Genomic DNA, 22095 nt, shown 5'->3' on the forward strand with positions numbered 1-22095 from the left:
ATGGATTTACAAATCGAGATAGAAATAACGGATAAGTTCAACGATAATGATCAAGGTGCTATTGTATTAGAATATTTTGAAAAGAAAAATATTTTAATTAAGTCAATGTCCTCTGACTATCTTAAGATTTGTTTTATTATGTGCTACCTATAATAATAATGCTGTGGCCTCGTCCAAAACTGAGTTATCCAATTCTTTTAAATAAGCCTGTGTAACTGCCAAATTTTGATGCCCCATAGATTCACTGATAACATCTGTAGCAACTCCTTTTTGCTTTAAGCAGTTGGCATAACTATGTCGTGCAACGTAACTACTCAAAGGTTTATCTATTCCACAGATTTTTGCAATTTCTTTTAGTTCTTTATTGTAACGTTGAAGGGTTTTATGCTTTCTATTTTCGAGTTGTAATGGGGTTAATTCATCCTTTAACAGAATGGGGAATACATATTTCGTTCCCAAGGAGTTTTCTTGATAATAATCTAAAATTTCCCGAACCGGAGGTAATATCTTGATCATAAAATTTCCTTTGGTTTTCGAACGGGTATAGAAAATATTGTTGTCATCAATTGCCTTCCATTCCAGCTTCATCATGTCGGTAAAGTTCATTCCCCTTGTATAAAAGCTAAAGACAAAATAATTTCTGGTATTGGTGAAAGAAGGATATTTCAACAAGTCAAGGTCAACTATTTTCTTGACTTGCTCTATAGTCAATGCCTTTTTAGGACTTTTACCCTTCAATTTGGAAACCTTATATGTTTTGAATGGGTAGAACTCTTCCTTAACAAGGTTGCGTTCAATTGCAAGGTTGTAAAGTGCTCTAATAGCTCTCATTTTTACACCAATTCCACCATCCGTACCTCCTCTAGACCTTAAATAGACTTCAAATTTCTGCAGGAAAGCCGGAGTAACCTCCTTAAATGTCAGTTTTAGTGAATTATGAAATAATTTGACGATATGTCGGGCGTCTTTATTTACTTGTGCATTCCCTGTTCTTCCGGCCAAAAGCATTTCTTCTATTATTTCATCCCAAAACTCGAATACATTATTCTTTATAGGATTGGATTCGATACGATATTTTTTTTCAATATCTTCCAAGGTATAATCGTCCTGTTCTAACTCAAGTTCACCAATAATTTTTAATGCCCTATCTTGGAACTTATTTATTAAACGGTTGTTTTGTAGATAATTCTGATTTCGTTTGTTAAACTTACCTGCTTGGGCGTCCCATTCAATTTCAGTGGCATTAAAAAGAGTTTTGAAATATTTTGTTTGGCGATCTTTGGTAATTCTGAGGCATATTGGAAACGTTCCCGTTGAGAGTTTCTTTTTCCGCAAAACTGTCTTGACATTTATCATTTCATTCTAAATTTGGGTACAACATAGGTACAACAAATGGCCCTTTAAAGGTAAAATAAATGCAATTTGTTACAAAACAAAATATCATAAAATATTGATAATCAGACTATAATAAAATAAATGATACCTAATGAAGACAATATTAAGATTCTCATAATCAGGTGGTCCCTGGTTCGAGCCCAGGTGGGACCACGTAAAACGGTTGATAAGCCCTGTAAACACTAAGTTTACGGGGCTTTTTCTTTTCTAGGGGCGTAATCAGGGGCGTAATAATTATTATTTTAGATTTAAATACATAAACCTTATAGATAATTAGAATTCAAATATTAAATTCGTTAATTATCACTAACTATGCTACCATTAGAATTAGACCTACGGACACCTAAAAGGACCCTGATAGAATTTAAAGAAATAACGATTAGGGTATTAAATCATTTACCTAACGTCTTAACCGGGTTTAAGGTTAAGAATAATTATAAATTACATATTTCTAATTCCGCTGGGTTAACAAAATCATTACGCCCAATTAATCAAATTCTGTTTATTTATAAACCGGATGACTTTTCTACCAAATTTGATGAACTTTTTCTGCTTCTACCAACTTTAAAAGCAAATGGAAGTAGCTGTACTACAAGGGAATTATTTCTAATCGACAGTGTATTGTATACTATACAACAGGCTATCGGATGTGGTTTTGATTTACTTTCTACTCCAAACAGTTCACGAAAACATGTGGGTAATAGGTTCGAGGAATTAATTAAATCGGTTTTCAATGAAATCAAAATTTCAAATAAACGTCAGGTTTTAAGTATACCTTATTTTACTGATGAGGGAAACAAAGTTTATAAATGTGAAAATGATTTAATTCTGTCTCCTTTTGATAAAGTTAAGTCCTCTAACAGTCATTTAGACATTGATGAAATTGTTGTATCCGTGAAAACCACTTCCAAAGATAGGATGGGAAAAATGTTTATAGATAAAATATTATTAGAGAAATTTGTTAGTCATAATCAAAAAGTAATAGGAATATTTTTGAATGATGTCCAAAGAAAGAAAGATGATAATATTTCTTTTACTTTGGTTTCAAATTTGTTCATGGTTTACACTCAATTTTTAACAGAATTGGAAGGTGTATATTATTTAGACCCACCTCCTAATGCCTTAATACCGCCATTTAATAAACATATGGCCCCTTTTTCGAGATTAGTGGCAATAGACATTTGGAAAATTTTATCCTCTTAACTTTAACCTTCTTTTTTGCGATTCAACAGTGTCTTTACTAGAATTAATTCTATGCAACTGTTCTCTATCGGATAAGCGTTCTTTAATTATATTGCAATAATTTAATTCCAATTCTGTACCAATCCACCTTCGATTATAGGCTTCCGCAACAGCAAATGTAGTTCCAGAACCTCCAAAAGGGTCTAATATTAAATCGTTTTCATTAGATGATGAAAGTATTACTTTCCTCAATAACTCAACCGGTTTTTGGGTATTATGAGTTGTTTTTTCCCAAGAACCATTTGAAATTGTAGGTATTTCTATAACGTCTTTTGGTTTTGCTCCTAATGGGTTTGGGGTCCATACATATTTGTTTTTTTTACCATTTGCGAACTGTGAGCTTTCAGCTTGTTTCCTGGAAGGGTATTTAGTGGTATGTTCGTTATAAGGAATCCTAATTTCATCAATATTAAAAGTAAAAGATTTACTTTTTCTTAAATGCAAAATACTCTCATGTGACCTGCCCCAATCTTTACCTAAATTTCCTTTATTTCTATAAAACCAAACTAGCCACTTACAACCGGGAAATAGCCCGCTAGAAGCCCATTTTAAGTCGGCTAAAATTTCTGAAAACCCGCAGATATAAAGTGTCCCATTTTTGGTCAAAACTCTATGCGCCTCTTTTATCCAACGCAAACTCCAATCAACATATTCTTTTTGTGAGGAAAAAGTGTCCCATTCTGCTTTTTTTATATTGTACGGAGGGTCTGCAAAAATCATATCTACTGATTCACTTTCAAGACTCTGTAAAAACTCTATGGCATCAATTTTAAATAGTTGGCCTCTTTGAGTTTGAAAAAAAGGAGTAAAATCGTTTAACTTTATATCCTTGTTTAGGCTAATTGAATCTTGATTTATTTTGGTTTTAAGTGCATTAACACTGGCTTCATCATATACTCTATAATTATTTATTGGGTGTCTGAAACTTTCAAATTTCCCCGCTTTGTCCCATCGTCGCAATGTGGCCGAACTTACACCAATTACATCAGCTGCCTGACTTACTGTTAAATAATTATCCATAAAAAAATATTAACCAACATTATACAACATTATACAACAAATATACAAATTGATTAATTTTTTCCAATTGTTTTTTCATTGGATATGCGTATTACAACGATATGAATTGAATTTAAACGTATGTTTATTGATATTTATACTTGAATATCAACTTATTGATAATTTAGAAATTATTCAGAAAATTTTTTAGATGAGAAATCCAAAATGGCATCGAGATGAAATAATACTGGCTTTAGATTTATACTTTAAAATTGAACCTGGTCAAATCCATACAAAGAATCCTGAGGTGATTGCATTGTCTGAAGTACTAAACAAATTGCCTATACACGAGGAAAGGCCCGATGTCTTAAAGTTTAGAAACCAAAATGGAGTAAGTCTTAAACTTAGTAATTTTTTGGCGATTGACCCTGACAGCCGTAGAAAGGGCATGCAGGCTCATAGTCGATTAGATAAGGAAATTTTCGAAGAGTTTGTAAATGGAAAAACTGAATTATCTAAAATTGCTAATCAAATTAAATCCACAGTTAATTCTTCAAGCTTAAATTTAAGGCTATTTAGTGTTGAAAATGAGGAAGAAGTTAATACTGTTAAGGAAGGTCAGGTAATATATAAACTACATAAATACCGAGAACGTAATTCAAAAATTATTAGGTCTAAAAAAGACAGATATTTTAAAACCAATGGAAAGTTGGACTGTGAAGTGTGCGGTTTTGATTTCTATTTGAAATATGGTGAACTAGGAAAAGGTTTTATAGAGTGCCACCACAAGAAACCCCTTTCAGAATTGGAGCCCAACACAGAAACAAAACTTTCTGACCTTGCCTTGGTTTGTGCCAATTGTCATAGAATGCTACATAAGGAAATAAGTACTTTGAATATTGACGATTTAAAACTAAAAATAAGGCTGATTGTTTAGCGTCTTAAATCCCACCATACATGATGTTATATAGAATTTAAAAGTCTATTGCAGTTCTGTACTTTAATAAATTTTATCGTTTAGCATATTCATCATTTCCTTTGATTGAATTAGCTCTTTGAATCTATTTTAAACGGGGTTGTATATTGGAATTCTATAAATTTTCTTTTTATTATTAATATAATGAAGTCAATATTTGTCAAAGAAGGTCATAACTCATTGATTTTGTTCAAGCCATATTGAGATACATCATGAGATGTTATACCAAATTTGCTACCTTTCCGAACGTTATAGTCTGTACTTATTGATTCTCTTGCCATGAAATAATAGGAGAAAGTTATATCAAAGTCTGGTAATAAAACATTGTCAATTATCGTTCGGGCTTGCTCTTTAATTATATCATAATTTAATTTGAGTTTCTTTACATTATAGGCTTTTTTATATAATTCCTCAAAACATTTAATGTTCTTGTTCAATTCTTTGCATAATAACAACCCTTGAATTAGCTCGATTTTAATACGGGGAATGTCTTTTATATATTCAGCCTCATTTTCTTTATACTTGGAATACTCATCGTATACACCTGTTAAAGAATAGTCGTCCATGAGCACCTTCTTAAATTTATTGTCGCCGAATTCCGTTATATATGCTACATATGCCATTTGCTCTTCTCCAGGCTTGGAACGGAAACTTGCTACAAACTTTGTTTCAAAAAATGGAAGTAACTTTGTTATGTCTAGGTATTTGGGGCTAAATATTTTAGTTTCACTATCTATATCCTCTAGCAAGCATTTGCGATGCAATTGTTTTAATCTGATTTCATGATTTTTTTTGGCTATCTCCAATTTTACAGCTTCCCAATTCAAAAATTTTCCATAACAATCGTCAATAAATTTGGTTTCATTTCCAAAAATTTTTTCACATAAATAATTATATTCATCTATTCTCAATTTTGTTTTTGCCTTAAAATTTCTTGAGAATTTTTGAGCAAGTAAACTGATAATATCGCTATCATAGTTTAACGAAATTCCAGCATATTGGCGTACAGTTAGTCCAGACTGAAAACATTCTTTATACATTGTCAATTGTTTGGTTGGCTTAATTAAAAATCTTTATCACAAATAAATATACAATATAAAGTTTACCATCTTTTCTATTTATCTTTCCAATTTAACTTTTTGTTCATATGACTTTTTTGATTGTTTCGTTATAACTTCATAGAGAATGAATTTCTCTATATGATCATATTTTGAACTATTAAAGAATAAAAGTTGCACTTTTTGAAACCTATAGAATTATGAAAGAAATTGATAGAATTGAAATAGAGTATATATGCAAGAACATTTAGAATATAAAGGTACGCGCTGGTACAAATGTGATTTACATTTACATACAGTTGCAAGTAAATGTTTTCAAGATGAAACTGTAACTGCTGAACAGTGGGTTGACAGAGCAATTGAACAAGGTTTAAATTGTGTTGCGATTACAGACCATAATACAGGGAAAAGTATAGATGCAATCAAAGAAGCTGCAAAATATAAAAATCTTACAGTTTTCCCAGGTGTTGAGATTACATGCGATTCAGCAAAAGTTCATTTACTTATATTATTTGATGTCACAAAAACTTCTTCAGATATCAGTGATTTTTTAGTTCGTTCAGATATAAAGCGTGATGATTTTGGAAAACAAAACGCGTCAACAGTAAAAAGCATATTTGAGATTGCTGATTTGGCTAACAAAGATGGTGCAATCGTTATTCCAGCACATATTGACGAGTATAACGGACTTGGAGATATAAGTGTTGATAACCTGAAAAAATTCTTTTCAAGTTATAATATAAATGCGGTTCAAATAGTTCATAAGGATTTTTTAAATAGAGATTTACAAGTTGCAAATAATGATGAGCTAAAAACAAAGTTGAATGATTACTATGCTAATCCAACTCCCTCAATTGATGATTCAACTGTAAAAAAATGGTTCACTTCTACAAAATATGCCCTAGAAGCAAATGTTGCTCTTCTTACATTTTCGGATAACCCACATGGACCAAAAAATTCTCAACACGGATTATGGGGAATTGGTAGTCATTACACATGGATTAAAATGGATAAATCGCCAACACTTGAAGGCTTAAGACAAGCTTTTTTATTACCAGAATTTAGAATAAAAAATGAATTTGAAAGTCCGAAATTACCCTATAATACTCCTAATATTTGGATTAAATCGATATCCATTTCGAACACAGTTATTACAAGTGATTCAACTCCGCTAAAACTTCATTTTAATCCTCAACTGAATGCAATTATTGGAGGTAGAGGTAGTGGAAAATCAAGTGTATTAAGGTTTATCAGAGGTGTTTTTAATAAGGTATTTGATTTAGATGGATTGAACGATATTATAAAAGACCACCAAGAATTTTACAGAGTTGAAACTGGTCGTCCCAAAAAAGGAGTTTTAAATGACGATTCAATCATCGAAATTGAAATTGTAAGAGACAATTCACTTCATAAAGTTATAGCATCAAAGATTAAGGATTCATCACAGCAAGAAATTAAAATTGAAAGATTTGATGAACAAACTTCCATTTGGGAAACAATAACTGATGAGGGCTACATTGATTTCTTAGAATTTGAACAATATTCCCAAAAACAGATCTACGAAATTGCACAGGAACCAAATGCATTGCGAGAAAGAATTGATAATGCGATTGAAGATGTAGAAAGAATTAAATCTGAGCGTGATATAATAAAAAGTCAATTCTTTGAAAAGTCAGCTGGAATAAGGACTATAGACCAATTACTTGCAGGGAAGGGGAAAATTGAAACAAGAATAAAAGATCTTGATAGTAGTATAAAAAAATTGCAACAAAGTGGTATTGCTGCTCTACTTACGGCGAAAGAAAAGTTTGCGAAAGAAGAAGCAATAATTAATCATTTCAAAAACGACATAGAATCTAAAGAAACTCTCCTAAGCGCATTAATTCGAGAGTTCGAAATATCTGATATTGAATATGCAGATTTTACGGATGTTCATAAAAATACTTTACAACCTATTTCTAAAACAACAATTGACAGTTTAGCAGGTATTAAAAAGGAACTAGTTAAACAGAACGAAAGTCTTAAGAAGTTAAGAGAAGGTTTTGAGAGGTCAGTTACAAATTCTGTATGGAAAACTGATTATAATGCAAACACCAAAGATTTTACATCTAAAAAACTTGAATTAGAAAAGGATGGTATAAACGACATAGAGAATTTTGAAAAATTAACACAAGAAAAATCGGATTTAGAAAAGGAATTAGCAAATATTAATGCTAAAGCTCTCATTCGTATAGTTGACCTTGCAGAGAAAGAGAGATTGCGAGAAGAACATCTAAACAAATGCAAAGAATTGACATCGAAAAGAAAGGAATTTGTTTCTGGAATTTTAAAAGATGATAAGGTTAAAATCAATATTAATCCCTTCCGCAATAAAATGGACTTTGAATTGAGATTGAGAAGAATTATTCAAAGAGAAAATTTCACGTTTCAAGAAGATATTGATAGCCTGTCTAATTTGTGTTTTCTAGGAAATGTAGAGCAAAAAATCAAAGCAGTGCGTGATGTCTTTTTAAAAATCAAAAAAGACGAAGATGTAAGTCAACTTGTTTCTGGTCATTTTGTGAACTTGGTTAAATCCTTAAATGACGGACAAATAGATGAAATTGAACTTTTATTACCAGAAGATGAAATAGAAATACAATACAAACCAACTGCAACAGCTCCTTTCAAATCTCTTTCAACTGCATCAGCGGGGCAAAAGACAACTGCTATTTTAACATTTATCCTTTCTTATGGTAGAGTTCCTTTAATTCTTGACCAACCTGAAGATGATTTAGATAATCGCCTTGTTTATGACTTAATAGTTGATAGATTGAAAAAGGCAAAAGAAAACAGACAGTTAATTGTAGTTACACACAATGCAAACATTCCAGTAAATGGGGATGCTGAGTATATCATTTCTATGGATACTGAAAGCAAAAAATTAAAAATATTAAATGAAGGTACAGTGGAGCAGGCAGAGATTAAGAAAGAAATTTGTGATGTCATGGAGGGTAGTGAACAAGCATTTAATATGAGGTCGAAAAGATATAAGCAAATTGGATAACCAATGCTAAAGCCATATATTGAGTAAAAATGAAATACGTATACACAATACTGTGTATAGTGCAAAGCTTTATTGTTGGATGGGGGAGACACCAAGCGTGGAAGGTTGGCAAGAAGGTAAACATACTATGAGTTAATTTTTGGGAAGGCTATAACTGGCCGTTATATACAATACCCGCTTATTCATTTTTTGCTTTTTCATTAAAAAAATTGTGTGCCAAAAATGAAAAAGAGCATTTTTAAAGAAAGTTATTAACAATTTGCCTACACACTGATTATCAAGTGGTTATGATTTTAATTTTGTAACTAAATGTAAATCAAATAATTACATCAAAAAAGGAGCTTTTGGCTCAATAAGTAATTTGTAACTAACTGATTTTGAATTAGTTAACTTTTTAAGCTTGTAACTTGTTGATTTTGAAGTGTTTAAGTGTAATTTTTGGTCAAAAAAAACAAATGTTAAGTTTTTGTTAACGTAATTCGGGGTGCGGCCAATAAACACGGGGGCTAAGGTCGAATTGAACTTTGCACAACTGCAATACGGGTGCGGGTGTTACTAACTCAGCACCCGTGTTTTTTTTCAAGCAAGGACGTCAACGGATTTTTGCCTTGGGAGAGGTGTCGGGAACCGGAGAAGGTAATGCCTTCGCTGCGTTAAATGCGCCCTAATTAAGAAACTAAGGCCTTACCCCCTCCTTTGGTACCTGTCATGGAAAAAAGAGCGTCAGAACGCACTATTTGAGTTTTTATCGTTCCAAGGCAAAAAGGTCCTGAAAAAGTTATCAACAGCCGTTTTTTGAGTAATTAGTAGTGCATTGCAATTTTATGAACAGCGCAAAAGGGTCTTCCTTTCCGCTATCTTTTTTATCCATATGTTAGGGGTAAAGCTAAACCAATAAGACGGAAACTTAGGGACGGTGTGTTATTTCATTGGGAGCGGGTTTAAGTGCCCGCACGGGTTGGTATATTGGGATCAATGATAAAACCTTCCTATTTATACCACCCTCTCAGGGACATATAAGGAAATATACTCAAGGTGTATAATTAACAAGATCCAGACAAGTAATGTAAACTTGGATTTCATGTCCTTGTTGACTTTTTGTCATAATAAGGAAAAGCTTTGACGATATGTTATTTACTGTGAACTAATTTTCGCCAATTAAGAACATTGGCAATGCTATGGCAATGTGGATAAAGAAGAAGAATGTTAATACTTCAAATTTATAGGTTAGTATAAATTTTAAATGATATGGACAGGAAAGGTTTGACGGAGATGAAATATTAACTTCCTGTAGTGTGCGACAATGTAGCACCAAGGATAAGCGGAGTTTGCGGGAATGCTAGATATAGGGGTAAGGTGGTTGAAGATTTTATTGAGCATTTCCTTTAAAACCATTAAAAGGTCAATTATTAAAGGTAGTAATTGAAGGTGCTACTTTTTAAAGGTTAAAAAAAAGAAATCTACTCGGTGATGAATGGGGGAATGAAACTGTCCCTTTGGAATCTGCGCATGAAGGCACCAGACCGCCTATTGTAAACGTTCATGTATTGCCAATCAGGGTGCTTCTTTTTAAGGAACATGGAAAAGCCGTTCAGTTTGTGGACATAGTTCCATTTTTTGGGTGTACTTCCTTGTTCAAAGAATACGATGACGGAGTAATCATTTTTCTTCTTTAACATTTTGGCCCCCTTCCATTTTTGGATGTTTGAATCATGTTCAAAGCACCGTTGACCTCTTCCAGTTTATAGAGAACTCTGTTCCCTATTCTGTGGGCCTTGACTATCCCAGTTTTTGTCCAATCGTGGAGCGTAGGCAAGGAAATACAGAGAAGTTTTGCCGTTTCTTTCCTTGATAAGAGTTTTAGTTCTTCCTTTTCAGGCTGTGGGTTAAAGTTCTTTAACTTGTTTTCAATAACTTCCTCAACAATTTTTTTGATGTCGGAAAGTTCCAAGGTACTCAGCATTAATTTTGCCATTATTTTGTTCTATTTAATTAAACAATGGCACAAATATGAATTATCGGGTATTCAATTATTCGGTTGTGGTAACCTCAATCAGGTACCCCAAATTTTTCAAGGTCTTTGTTAATTTTCAATTTTATATTTGTATAGGCCTTGTTATCAAATACTTCTAGCATTTTAAGAAGATTTTCATTTGATTTTATTTTGTTTTCGTTTTTAGCGGATAGCAGTTCATTTATAGCAGATCTTGTGTTGGAATCGTTTTTATCAATGACCAAACTCAAGACGTCACCCAATGCAGTTTGATTGTATTTGTTGAAATCCAATCCCAAATAATGAAGGGCAAGGATTCTTTGTTTTAGTGATAGATCCGATTTACTAATTGGTGCTTTTACGGAAGGATTGATCTTCAATTCCTTTAACCAAATAGTATACTTGGCGAGTTCAATTGCTTGTAATCTTACAGGTTTCACGCCTTCCAAATAACTGGCCATTTCAGTTTGGGTAAATTTGTCAGTTGCTTTGCTTTCTGGAAGTTGATGTTCGATTTCTTCATATACATATCCTTCATAATAGTATTTGAAATAAGGAAAATAACCAGTGGGTGGGTAAATCCAGTGTGTATTGAAAACAGAATTAGGGACAATGTTGTTATTACTTAAAAAATCAACGATATCAGGTCTATAAATATTTTTGCCTTCTGTTTTAAAAAATTCATCAATTTGTTTTAATTCATCTTCAATTAGAAGAATCTTATTCTTGATTTTCTCATATCTAACATTGAATATCTCTTGTAATTCTCGGAGGTTTCTAACTTTCATTAGTTGAAAAATGGATGATTTAATAATTTATCTGCATTTTGTTCCTGTGTTACTCTGATGTACTGCATAAAGGAACGCTCTGTTTTATGTCCTGTTATCTTCATGATGGATATTGCGGGAATATCTGCCAAAAATAAATTAGTAGCAAAACTCCTCCGTGCTGTGTGTGTTGTAACTAAGTTGAACTTCTTTACAGCTTCTTTTTTCATTACACCGCCTTTGGTAATGGTTGTTTCAACTTCATCCTTTAATTGTGCCAAACTTGCGACATCTTTGAGGTATCTATTCATAACCTGATTAGTATACGCCGTAGGAAGAGTATTATTGTATTTTTTCAGGATGTTTTTTACCGTTTGATGAAGTGGAATAGAAACCCTTTCTCCTGTTTTTTGTGTTCTTATTTGGAGCATGGATTTATCTGAAATAATGTTTTCGGGTTTAATCTGTGTAAAATCTGAAAACCGCAATCCTGTATAACAGCCAACTAAAAATAAATCCCTTACTTTTTCTAATCTTGGGCTAGATGATAAGTCTATATCTGCCATTGCTTTTAGTTCGTCTACATTTAAGTAAATAGTATCCGCTTCTTCCCTTAAGGTTTTAAATTTTCGTTTTTTGAATTCCAGATTTTCATTATAACCTCTTTCGGTAGCTTCATTCATAAAAGATTTAATTGTCTTTATATGCTTGCCAACCGTATTGGCGGATAGATTCGAATCAACTGCCAAATACGAAGTATATTGATTATAAAATTCTAGGTTGATAGATTCAAAATCTATACTCTTGTTTATCTTTTTTGCATACTCTTTTAAGTACTTGAAAGTGGTATTGTATACTTTAATTGTTCCTAATTTCTTGTTAAGTTTACTCTCTTCAATATAGCCCTCAATAAAATCAAAAAAGGTCTTTTTATTTGTTTGTAATATGTTACCAGATAATTCAGCTTCAAGGGCTTTTTTTAAGATTTCGTTATTTGGTTGAATCCCGTCATTAAGTAATCTTCGATAAGCGGTATTAATACCATTTTGAAGTATATCCAATCTTGAATTGAATTCAGGATATTGAGGAAATTGTTTGCTTTCTTTTGCTCGTTGCCCAGTAGGATTCCAAAATTTGGGATTTATCTTTTCACCTGTGGAATACTTAAATCTTTTGTAGTTATAATAATAATTCAAATAGATTAAAGTTTCAGTCTTGGAATTAGGTTCTTTAAGTTTGAATTTTGCTTTTGCCATGGTGCTAATATATATCAAAAAATAAATATAGGGGCGTAGACAGGGGCGGAATAATTTTAATTTGGTTTGTTTTTGGCTTGTAACGGATTATAATTAAATGTACTGCTTATAGGGGTTAAAAGCCTAGTATACAATAAAATGTGATAAAATAGCATCAAAATATCGGGGGTCCAGGTGGGACCACATCAAGCAGAAAACCCACGCTCAGCGTGGGTTTTTCATTTCCGGGAAGGAAGCTGGGCGTGCCCGAGGTTTCGACAGGTAAAGAAAAAATGGTTCGCGAAAGCGAAGTGGGACAACATCAAAGATAAAACCCTTATTTAAGGGCGGTTGTTGTATTTGTGGAACAAATTTTCATGACCACTAACATGGGATTCACATTACTATATGTTAATTTTTATAATATTTTTTGGGAATTGTTTCGGCCTTAGGCACATCTAACTCAACCAATTCTTTAATTTTTGCTTTAGCAGCGTGACTTAACCAACGGACAATTGCACTTTTACTTTTTAACTGATTATTGGCAATTAAAGTATTTACATCTTCCCCGTCCAAAAACCATCTTAAAGAAAAATGCCAAAAATTTGAACGCGTTGGGGTATGTATTACTTTACATTCTACCTCATATTTTTTTTCGTCCTTGGAGCCTAGACCTGTGAAGAAAGGTACCGTAAGACCGGATAATTTTTTTATAGGTAACGACCAGCAATTATAATTGTTATTAATCTCAAATTCTACTGGAAAATGTGGTCTTCTTGTTTTTGAAATTAAATCCCAATATTCAGTAAGCCCACTGATTTGTCCATTTTTGGTTATTAAATAGCAAAAGTGATTCTTTTTAAATATCCCTAATAGGTTAGTAGACAAATCAATTATTTGACTTGTAGGATCACAAATATATACTAAACTAATTCCTCCAAGATTGTCTGTTACTGGTATTGTTTCTAGATCATTGAATCGACGAATTAAGTATCTATCAGACAAATCACTTTCAATCAATTTATAGTTGATTTTAGGCAATAGCTTTTCAGGATAGCGTGGTCTATTTATAATAGAAAAACCTTGTTTGAGATGGAGATTTAAATTCTTTAGTAAGTTTTTCCAAAATACTTGTAATTGTACCGGAAAATGATTTTGACTCGCCATCATATGTTGTGATTGTTAACATAGCATTCTCAGTATCTTCTTCATCTACTAGGAAAAATTCCAAATATGCTTTATGGCCATTTTTAAATATGGAGTAAAAAATACTAAGATCATAAGTTAATTCAACATTCAATTTTTCAGGGGAAATTGATAAAACTTCCTGAATTGTTTTGTTAAAATAGAACATCAGATAATCTTTATTGAAATCGTGCTGTTCATAAAATGGCAAATAGTGCTTTAATTGGTTTTTAAAGGTTTCTCTCGACTGTATATTAATTCTATCTCTATCGTATTCTTTTGAATCCCATAAATTAAAGTAACTTGTTGATGCTCTACTCCTGTTTTTATTATAGTGATGTATTATTATTTTTCTTCCAAATTTATTATTGTTAACAAAATCACCATGGAAATCTGATGATTGTTCTTGAGATGGATTTAGAGCATAACAATAATCTGTGTTGCTTGAAAATTCTTGTAAATTCAAAACACTATTCATTTGAAGTTATTTTTAAATTGCTTAAATGTTCTTTTTTCAATAATCTATTGAAAAATAATATTTTTTCAACATTATGCGCTTCATCAATTATTTGTAAAACCTCATCTAAATTTTTCAAGTCTAGATTTTGTTGAATTACATCTATGTCGACATAGCTAACAGGTATAACAGTTTTATCCTCTGATACTTTTTTGGTGCCAGCAGTTTTAATTAAAGTTAATATAACTAAATGATTCTGAAAATTAAACTCGGTTTTAATATTTACTAAATGTGAGGTAGCATCAGGAATTCCAAATTTGAATTCCAAATTTACAATATCTTCAATTTTTTGATCAAGATATTCATTTATATATCTTAATCCGATTCTATTTACCGAAGCAAAAATTTGAGCTTCATATATTATCTCTAAAACCTCTCTAATTTTTGAGAAATATGTCGGCCATAATGGATATGCATTCAAACAATTAAAAATAATAGTGCCCGGATTTAATTTTATAGTTATTACATTGTCATGTAAAATAGTTTCGCTTTGTTCAATTTGAATTTGGGATTCATTATTAATTGGGAACTTAAAGCTTCCACTATTGGGGTTTTGATTAACTAATTGAAAAGTATTTTTTAATTTGTCAAAAACAACTCCTACTACCAGAGGGAAAGGCATTTTAGATTCATATCGAATTTCGACAACTGAATCTTTAATGTTGTCAGGTTCAATTTTAGTTATGTGGGCCATTGACACTATATATTGTTAAGCACTATTTATTGTACTAAACGGAGAAATAGAACTATATTATACAATGTTATTAATTAGTTTTAACAAAAGCAATGGTTTAATGAAAACTTTAGCAAAACTAATTTTATAATTTAAGCTTAAATTTGGTAAGGAGTGGAATATATTTTTGATTTCAATTTTTTTGAAAATAGTTACATAAATTGGCAGTTTTCGATCTCCCAGTCCACGAGCACTGCGAGCTAACCCAAGTGGGACCACGGAAAACGGTTGATAAGCCCTGTAAACACTACGTTTACGGGGCTTTATTCTTTCTAGGGGACGAATCTTGGGACGAAAATGCTTAAATTGGTTTTGTGTTTTACAGATTCGCGTTATGAGTAAAATCCCTATCCTAATAGTTCAAATTAAGATACTTTAATTTCCATAATGGAATTTCTTATCTGGTATTCATTATCTTAGTTTTTATAAATGGGATATCATCAATGATGCTATCCAATTGTTGGCAGCAATTAAAAAATCCAATAATGAAAAGAGCATTGAGTATTAAAATATTATCTCTTGTAATTGTTTCTAGCTTATTTTTTAGTTGTCAGTCCAATCACAATAAAACTAAATTGACCGAAAAGGCTATTGAAGAAGTAAAAACGCTAAATCCAGAAGAAAAAGAATTAAAAGCCCTTGTAGAAAAGCTATTGTTTGCTGTAGGTAATTCTGATTGGCAGACTTTGGAATCCATCGTTTCAAAAAAGGCAAACTTGGCAAGTGCAATAGTTAGAGATGAAGTCTCTAAAAATTCCGTCATCACAATTGGCGAATATTTTGAATCTCAAAAAAAACGAGAACGGCAACCCTTTTACGAACCCGTGAATGAATACAAATTTCTTATAAACAAGAGTCAAATTGCTTTTATTTGGGCTGATGCTACGCTACATAAATTTGGCGTCCCACGGACAAATAACGTAGACAATTTCACCTTAATCAAGGAAGATGGTGAATGGAAATTCATTAATATCTCATTCACTAATACGGCTTTACCAGAAGAACTACAAAAATTTGATATAGAGGTTTTTGCCAAGAGTTATGCACAAGTTTGGTGCAGCCAAAGACCCAATTTTGTATCGTCCTTTTTTGCTGAAGAAGGAGTTCTACAGATAAATGAAGGGGAACCAGCAGTAGGTACTGAAGCAATAACAAATGTTGCGAAAGGATTTATGAACACTTTTCCGGATATGGTTGTTTCAATGGATAGTCTAATTACTAAATCGGACAAAACACGATTCTATTGGACCCTGACTGGAACAAATGACGTACCAAATGGAACTGGTAAGAAAGTTAAAATTAGTGGATTTGAAGAATGGACATTAAATGATGATGGATTAATCCAAGAATCAAAAGGTTATTTTGACAACAAAGAATATAAGCGTCAACTTGAATTTGGAACTCACAAAAAATAACAACTGCCAACACTGTAAATAAAAAATTGCTGGTGTTGTGCTAAAACAAAGGTCGTTGTACGTTTGCTACGTCTGATTTTACTTAACGCCAAATGGCGTCACAAGTCGGAAAATCCTCGCATGCAAACCCGGAACTTTCCTTATACAAACACGTTACCCACTATTTAAAAAATGATAAATGGGAATATTTGACATATTTAAAAAAAAGAAAACCGCCTCTACGTTTCCAGAAAATGAGCTGGAAAAAACACTAATGCAGGCAACAACCGATGCTTCAGCAAGACATGAATTCTATCTAAAACTATTGTGGAATGAGCTAATCGTGTTAACCATTGGTCACGATAATTCTCAAGAAGGATATAGAACTTTAGAAAAAGATACTAAAATTCAATTTGTAACATTCGAAAATGGTAAAATTCCCGTATTTACGTCAACAAATAGAATTTTTGACAAAGGAGTAATTAATGAAGAGGTGCCATTTATTGCTTTGAAGGGTCAGAGTTTGTTCAGTTTAACTAAAGGAGCAACATTTATCCTCAATCCATATTCCGACTACGGTAAGGAACTGGTCCCAAATGAAATTGAAAACTTGTTAGATGGATCAATTTTTGACCAAAACAATGAAATGACGATAGAAAAAGAAACAGAAGTACAAATTGGTCAACCAGCAAATTATCCTACTGACTTTGTAAACGCTTTAAAAATATTATTCAAGAGGAAAGACACAATTAAGGCGGCTTATTTAGCTTCAATAAAAATGGATAAAACTGAGGAACTACCTCATCTAATCATAGCTATTGACATTGAAGATGATATGTCATCAATTACAAATGAGGCTGGACCACTTGCCGAAAAGTTCATGAAAAATGAAATAGTTGACTTTATTCAAATTGACAACAAAGGTGGCATTTCAGACTACTTCATAGGTAAAACAATACCTTTTTATAAAAGAAATTAAACTGTGGGTAACAATGGCTCCTATGAAAAGCACTAGGCCATCACCATAATTATTAGAAACTTAAGGTTAATATTTTATTTTTTTCAATCTATAATATTGATTTTGGGGCGTTGAATTGTTGGTAACCTTTTTCTGCTGTTTGCTTGGTTGTCTATACTTCAGCACCATATATAACTTGCTCCGCGCCTGCCAGCAGGCATGCAGGCCCTATATAATCGATCCTAGATTAAAATTAAAAAAATCGTATTTCAATGCGCCTGCGATTTGTGAAAAGGGGGTCCTTTGAATAAATTAGGCTTTATGACCCAACACATTTATATTTGCTTATATCCTGTAACAAAAGGTATTGGATGCCAGTATTCTGCAAAGATGTAACCAAAGGAATGAGAGGAAATTATAAGCAAGTAGGTTTACTGTTTTTTTGGGGAGTCGTAATTTTTAGCCTTACGGCCCCATTCTCCGGGTATTCCCAAAAGTTTGAAAGGTTTTCCAACCAGCAAGGTTTTAACCAGAATACCATTAATTCCATAGTACAGGATCGGTACGGATTTCTATGGTTTGGTACGCCGAACGGACTCATTAGGCATGATGGCTATGAATTTAAAACCTTTACCACCCAATCCGAGAGTAACGGAAATATTCTTAGCAACGACGTTAAACAGTTATTTAAGGATAAGGATGGGTTATTGTGGATAGGAACTACCCTTGGCCTTAATGTTTATATTCCATCACTCGAAAAATTCCTAACAGTACCCCTAAACCATAGGCTTAGTATTACTAAGATTAGTTCCGGACCGGATGGCAAAATCTGGTTTTCCGGTGAAAATGAGTTATATGTTTGCCAGCTTACGGATATACAGAATGGCGTCTTCCAGGTTTCTCATAACATCCTTGCGCCATATCCTCAAGTTCCTTACCTAAACGATTTTGGTTTTAGGGATAAAAATTCTTTGGTGCTAGCTACTTCCAGGGGCTTGTGGAATTTATCCCTTGCCACTGGTGTTTCCGGTGCTGATATGGAAATCAGGGATTTGACCCAATTTATAACTTTGGAAAATGAGGTCGTTTCCTGCCTCATGAATAGAAATAATATTTTTTGGATCGGTACCGAAAAAGGCTTGTACAAGGCATCTTTTGAGGGGGAAAAGGCACATATTATCACCAATTTTGATACCGATAAAAAATTAAATTCCAAAAGCGCTATCATTATGGTAGACGTTATTTTTGAAGACCATTCCGGCAGCGTGTGGATCGGCACAACAGATAACGGTCTCTTTAGATATATAGAGGATGGTGACAGTTTTCAACACTTTGCCTACGATCCCCGAAATACTTTTGGCATAAGCAGTCAAAATATAAATGCCCTTTTTCAGGACGATTTTAATGTGTTGTGGGTGGGTACGGCCCAAGGCGGAATAAATAAATTGGACCTAAGCCAGAAACAATTTATGAGCTACTCCAACAATCCTTATGAGCCGCAGTCCTTGACAGATAATTTATTGACGGCGATTCTCGAGGACAGAAAGGGAAGGTTATGGTTGTCCGGTTACAACACTCCACTTTTCAGAAGTACAACTGCAGTGAACGGTCAAACCTCAAACTCGCTAAAGTTTGAAAATTTGGAAAATAGATTTCCTATTTCCGATATGGATATTGTTCGGAGCATCTATGAGGACAATAAAGGATATTTATGGTTTGGCACCGACTATTCCCTTGTAGTGTACAACCCCTTGAATGATCAATTTAAAAAGCTAAGCTTGGCTAGAGATGGCATACCACTATTAAACAACGGAATTAGAAGTATTTCCCAGATTTCGGAAAATGAAATTCTTCTATTGGGTAGCCAGCTCACGGTTGTGCAAAATCCTTGGGAGATAATAGACCGCAATAAAAACCCGGTTCTCGAGTTGAGGTCCAGCATTTCTTTGGAAAATGAAATTGGCCATATTTTCCTAAAGTCAGGTAATGGTTCATGGTGGATCGGCACCAAAAAAGGGTTGGTACATGCAAGTTATAACGGCGAGGAAATTAAGATCCACCATAAGTACTCGCACGACAGGAATGATGAAATAAGCTTGAGCTATGAGAATGTTTTCTCCCTATTTGAAGATAATTCGGGAAATATCTGGGTAGGTACCTTTGGTGGCGGACTCAACAGAATCACTATAGATAGTTCCGGAAAACCTTCCAAAATAGAGTTTTTCCGCAAAAATGATGTCTTGCCGGACGATGCCATCTACGGCATTTTACCAGAAGGGGATAATTATTTATGGTTAAGTTCCGATATGGGACTATTGAGATTTCATTTAAAGGACAACACTATAGATGTATTTGATGTGCGCGATGGTCTTGCCCAGAACAACTTTAGACAAGGGGCTTTTTTTAAGGGAGGATCCGGGTATTTTTATTTTGGCGGATTGAATGGGCTGACCATTTTTAGGCCGGAGGATATTAAACTTAACGATCAACCTCCAAAGGTTTTGATCACCGACCTTCTGGTAAACAACGAACGTGTAAGTATTGGGGAAAAACTGAATAACAGGGTAATCCTCGATAGGTCCATTTCAGAGACCACCAATATTGCCGTAAGCCAAAAGGAACAATTTATTGCCTTTGATCTTGCCGTGGAACATACTTCAACGCCTTCCAAAAATAAAGTGGCCTATAAATTGGAGGGTTTTAATGAGGACTGGGTAACCGTCAACGAGGGCAAGACTACGGTTACCTATACCAATTTGCCCGCCAGGAGTTATGTATTTAAGGTAAGGGCAGCCAATGGTGACGGTATTTGGAGTACGGAGACCAAAACCTTGAACCTGAAAATATTGCCCCCTTGGTACCGGACATGGTGGAGCTATTTGCTGTTTACCTTGCTCACTGTGGGTATAGGTATTGGCATTGTCATCTATTTTTCGCAACATGAGAAATTAAAGCAACGGTTGAAATTTGAAGAATTGGACAAAGAGCGGGTGCATACCATCAATCAGGGAAAATTTCAGTATTTCACCAACATGTCCCATGAATTTAGAACACCGTTAACATTAATTGCAGGCCCTTTGGAGCGGTTGCTTACCCGAAACACAGATCCAGAAAACAATAAATATTTGGCACTTATACAGAAAAACACCAAAAGGCTTTTGAGCCTTGCGGATCAATTAATCACTTTTCAACAAGCGGAACAAGGTCGACTGAAATTGAATTTAAGGAAGGAGACCTTAGGTGCCTTTATTAACCCCACCATTGAGGCATTTGAAAATTATGCCATTGAAAAAGACATCAATTTTACTTATAAAATTGGTTCCCCGGACGAAGAGATCATCATTGATGTAGAAAAGACAGAACGGATTATCTTCAATCTACTATCCAACTCCTTTAAGAATACACCCGCCTTTGGCACTATAGGTATCGAATCGAAAATTGATTATACCTCGGGGCAAAAAATGATATTTATAGATGTGGTAGATAGCGGTAAGGGAATTCCTGAAGAAGATCTGGAAAATATTTTCGAACGGTTCTATCAATTGGGAAATAGGACCGATAAGGTTAGCGGTGGTGGAATAGGCCTATCATTTTGCAAATCCTTGGTGAATTTACTGGATGGTGAGATTTCCGTAAAAAGTAATCCTGGGGTAGAGACCCGCTTTTCGGTCATATTACCTTCCAAATCCCTAAAGGAATACAAGGAGGACGAAATAGATTTTTCCAAAAAGTCCTTTGTGGATGATTGGATTCCCCTGTCCTCCAAAATTACTGAGGATAACTTAGCTTCGCCAAGTAATAATGGTAGCAAAAGGAAATATTCAATTTTGTTGGTGGAAAATGAAGTGGATGTACAGACCTTTTTAAAGGGTACTCTTTCGGAAAAATATAATATTGAAGTAGCAAACAATGGGATCGAAGGGCTCGAAAAAATAAAAAGTAATGAGCCAGATCTGGTCATTAGCGATGTAATGATGCCCGGGATGGACGGTTTTGAGTTGTGCGAGAAAATAAAATCCGATCCTGATCTCAGCCATATTCGCGTGTTGCTCTTAACGGCATTGAACGAGAACGAAGATATGATCAAAGGACTCGAATTTGGAGCCGATGAATATATTGGCAAACCTTTTTCATTGAGACACCTTGAGCTAAGGATCGAAAAATTGATTGAGACCAGAGAACGCTTAAAGGAGTATTTTTCAAAGAATAGCAAGCTTCCCAAGAATGCTGTCGGAATTTCGACCAGGGATAAGGAATTTTTGGGCAATACCATTGCCATCATGGAAAAAAATATTTCGGATTCCAATTTTGGGGTCGAAGAGCTCGCCCAGGAAATAGGACTTAGTACCTCGCACTTCTATCGACGCCTTAAACAGCTTACCGGTCAGGCTCCCAATGTCTATTTAAGAAATTTTAGACTACAAAGAGCAGCGGAACTCTTAGGCCATAACGAAGGCTATAACGTGGCCGAGGTTATGTATCAAATTGGTATAGAATCCAATTCCTATTTTTCCACAGCTTTTAAAAAACTCCACGGGGTTTCTCCTTCCGAATTTACCAAGACAAATTGATGATGATTCTATACATGGAATAATAT

General features: G+C 33.8%; 16 protein-coding genes. 6 read left to right on the forward strand and 10 right to left on the reverse strand.

Annotated features, from left to right (window positions below; all coding sequences use genetic code 11):
- Positions 1 to 147 precede the first annotated feature (147 nt).
- Positions 148 to 1356, reverse strand: a complete 1209-nt coding sequence (locus BUA60_RS02600) for a site-specific integrase (RefSeq protein ID WP_072860172.1) — start codon at positions 1354 to 1356, stop codon at positions 148 to 150.
- A gap of 351 nt (positions 1357 to 1707) precedes the next feature.
- On the opposite strand from BUA60_RS02600, the gene BUA60_RS02605 reads away from it, so the two are divergent.
- Positions 1708 to 2598 (forward strand): hypothetical protein, encoded by an 891-nt coding sequence (locus tag BUA60_RS02605; protein WP_072860173.1) that lies wholly within the window; start codon positions 1708 to 1710, stop codon positions 2596 to 2598.
- On the opposite strand, the gene BUA60_RS02610 is transcribed toward BUA60_RS02605, so the two are convergent.
- The gene (locus BUA60_RS02610) at positions 2587 to 3657 is read right to left on the reverse strand and encodes a DNA methyltransferase (RefSeq protein ID WP_072860174.1); all 1071 of its coding nucleotides are present in this window, start codon (positions 3655 to 3657) and stop codon (positions 2587 to 2589) included. The genes BUA60_RS02605 and BUA60_RS02610 overlap by 12 nt on opposite strands.
- 190 nt (positions 3658 to 3847) lie before the next feature.
- Between BUA60_RS02610 and BUA60_RS02615 the strand changes: the two genes are divergently transcribed.
- Positions 3848 to 4573, forward strand: coding sequence for an HNH endonuclease (locus BUA60_RS02615; protein WP_072860175.1), 726 nt, complete (start codon positions 3848 to 3850; stop codon positions 4571 to 4573).
- 209 nt (positions 4574 to 4782) lie between these two features.
- Here the strand turns inward: BUA60_RS02615 and BUA60_RS02620 are convergent, their stop codons facing one another.
- On the reverse strand, positions 4783 to 5652 hold the full coding sequence (locus tag BUA60_RS02620; RefSeq protein WP_072860176.1) for a hypothetical protein: 870 nt from the start codon (positions 5650 to 5652) through the stop codon (positions 4783 to 4785).
- 253 nt (positions 5653 to 5905) lie between these two features.
- Between BUA60_RS02620 and BUA60_RS02625 the strand changes: the two genes are divergently transcribed.
- On the forward strand, positions 5906 to 8716 hold the full coding sequence (locus tag BUA60_RS02625; protein ID WP_072860177.1) for a TrlF family AAA-like ATPase: 2811 nt from the start codon (positions 5906 to 5908) through the stop codon (positions 8714 to 8716).
- Positions 8717 to 10176: 1460 nt separating this feature from the next.
- Here the strand turns inward: BUA60_RS02625 and BUA60_RS02630 are convergent.
- From BUA60_RS02630 to BUA60_RS02660, 7 genes are all read right to left on the reverse strand, one after another.
- Positions 10177 to 10395, reverse strand: coding sequence for a hypothetical protein (locus BUA60_RS02630; RefSeq protein ID WP_072860178.1), 219 nt, complete (start codon positions 10393 to 10395; stop codon positions 10177 to 10179).
- Entirely contained in the window at positions 10389 to 10691 is a 303-nt protein-coding gene (locus BUA60_RS02635; RefSeq protein WP_072860179.1) for a helix-turn-helix domain-containing protein, read from the reverse strand. Before BUA60_RS02635 ends, BUA60_RS02630 begins: the two co-directional genes overlap by 7 nt.
- 74 nt (positions 10692 to 10765) lie before the next feature.
- Positions 10766 to 11497, reverse strand: a complete 732-nt coding sequence (locus tag BUA60_RS02640) for a hypothetical protein (RefSeq protein WP_072860180.1) — start codon at positions 11495 to 11497, stop codon at positions 10766 to 10768.
- On the reverse strand, positions 11497 to 12732 hold the full coding sequence (locus tag BUA60_RS02645; RefSeq protein WP_072860181.1) for a tyrosine-type recombinase/integrase: 1236 nt from the start codon (positions 12730 to 12732) through the stop codon (positions 11497 to 11499). Before BUA60_RS02645 ends, BUA60_RS02640 begins: the two co-directional genes overlap by 1 nt.
- Before the next feature lie 390 nt (positions 12733 to 13122).
- Positions 13123 to 13881, reverse strand: coding sequence for a hypothetical protein (locus BUA60_RS02650; protein WP_178346953.1), 759 nt, complete (start codon positions 13879 to 13881; stop codon positions 13123 to 13125).
- Positions 13775 to 14374 (reverse strand): hypothetical protein, encoded by a 600-nt coding sequence (locus BUA60_RS02655; RefSeq protein ID WP_072860183.1) that lies wholly within the window; start codon positions 14372 to 14374, stop codon positions 13775 to 13777. Before BUA60_RS02655 ends, BUA60_RS02650 begins: the two co-directional genes overlap by 107 nt.
- A complete protein-coding gene (locus tag BUA60_RS02660; RefSeq protein WP_072860184.1) occupies positions 14367 to 15107 on the reverse strand; it encodes a TIGR04255 family protein in 741 nt (246 codons plus the stop codon). Before BUA60_RS02660 ends, BUA60_RS02655 begins: the two co-directional genes overlap by 8 nt.
- 524 nt (positions 15108 to 15631) lie before the next feature.
- Between BUA60_RS02660 and BUA60_RS22730 the strand changes: the two genes are divergently transcribed.
- From BUA60_RS22730 to BUA60_RS02675, 3 genes are all read left to right on the forward strand, one after another.
- Positions 15632 to 16561 (forward strand): ester cyclase, encoded by a 930-nt coding sequence (locus BUA60_RS22730; RefSeq protein WP_084532498.1) that lies wholly within the window; start codon positions 15632 to 15634, stop codon positions 16559 to 16561.
- Positions 16562 to 16739: 178 nt separating this feature from the next.
- The gene (locus BUA60_RS02670) at positions 16740 to 17519 is read left to right on the forward strand and encodes an enhanced serine sensitivity protein SseB C-terminal domain-containing protein (protein WP_072860185.1); all 780 of its coding nucleotides are present in this window, start codon (positions 16740 to 16742) and stop codon (positions 17517 to 17519) included.
- A gap of 350 nt (positions 17520 to 17869) precedes the next feature.
- The gene (locus BUA60_RS02675; protein WP_072860186.1) at positions 17870 to 22069 is read left to right on the forward strand and encodes a hybrid sensor histidine kinase/response regulator transcription factor; all 4200 of its coding nucleotides are present in this window, start codon (positions 17870 to 17872) and stop codon (positions 22067 to 22069) included.
- The last annotated feature ends 26 nt before the right edge of the window (positions 22070 to 22095 follow it).

The sequence above is a fragment of the Arenibacter palladensis genome (assembly GCF_900129275.1).
Lineage (GTDB): Bacteria > Bacteroidota > Bacteroidia > Flavobacteriales > Flavobacteriaceae > Arenibacter > Arenibacter palladensis.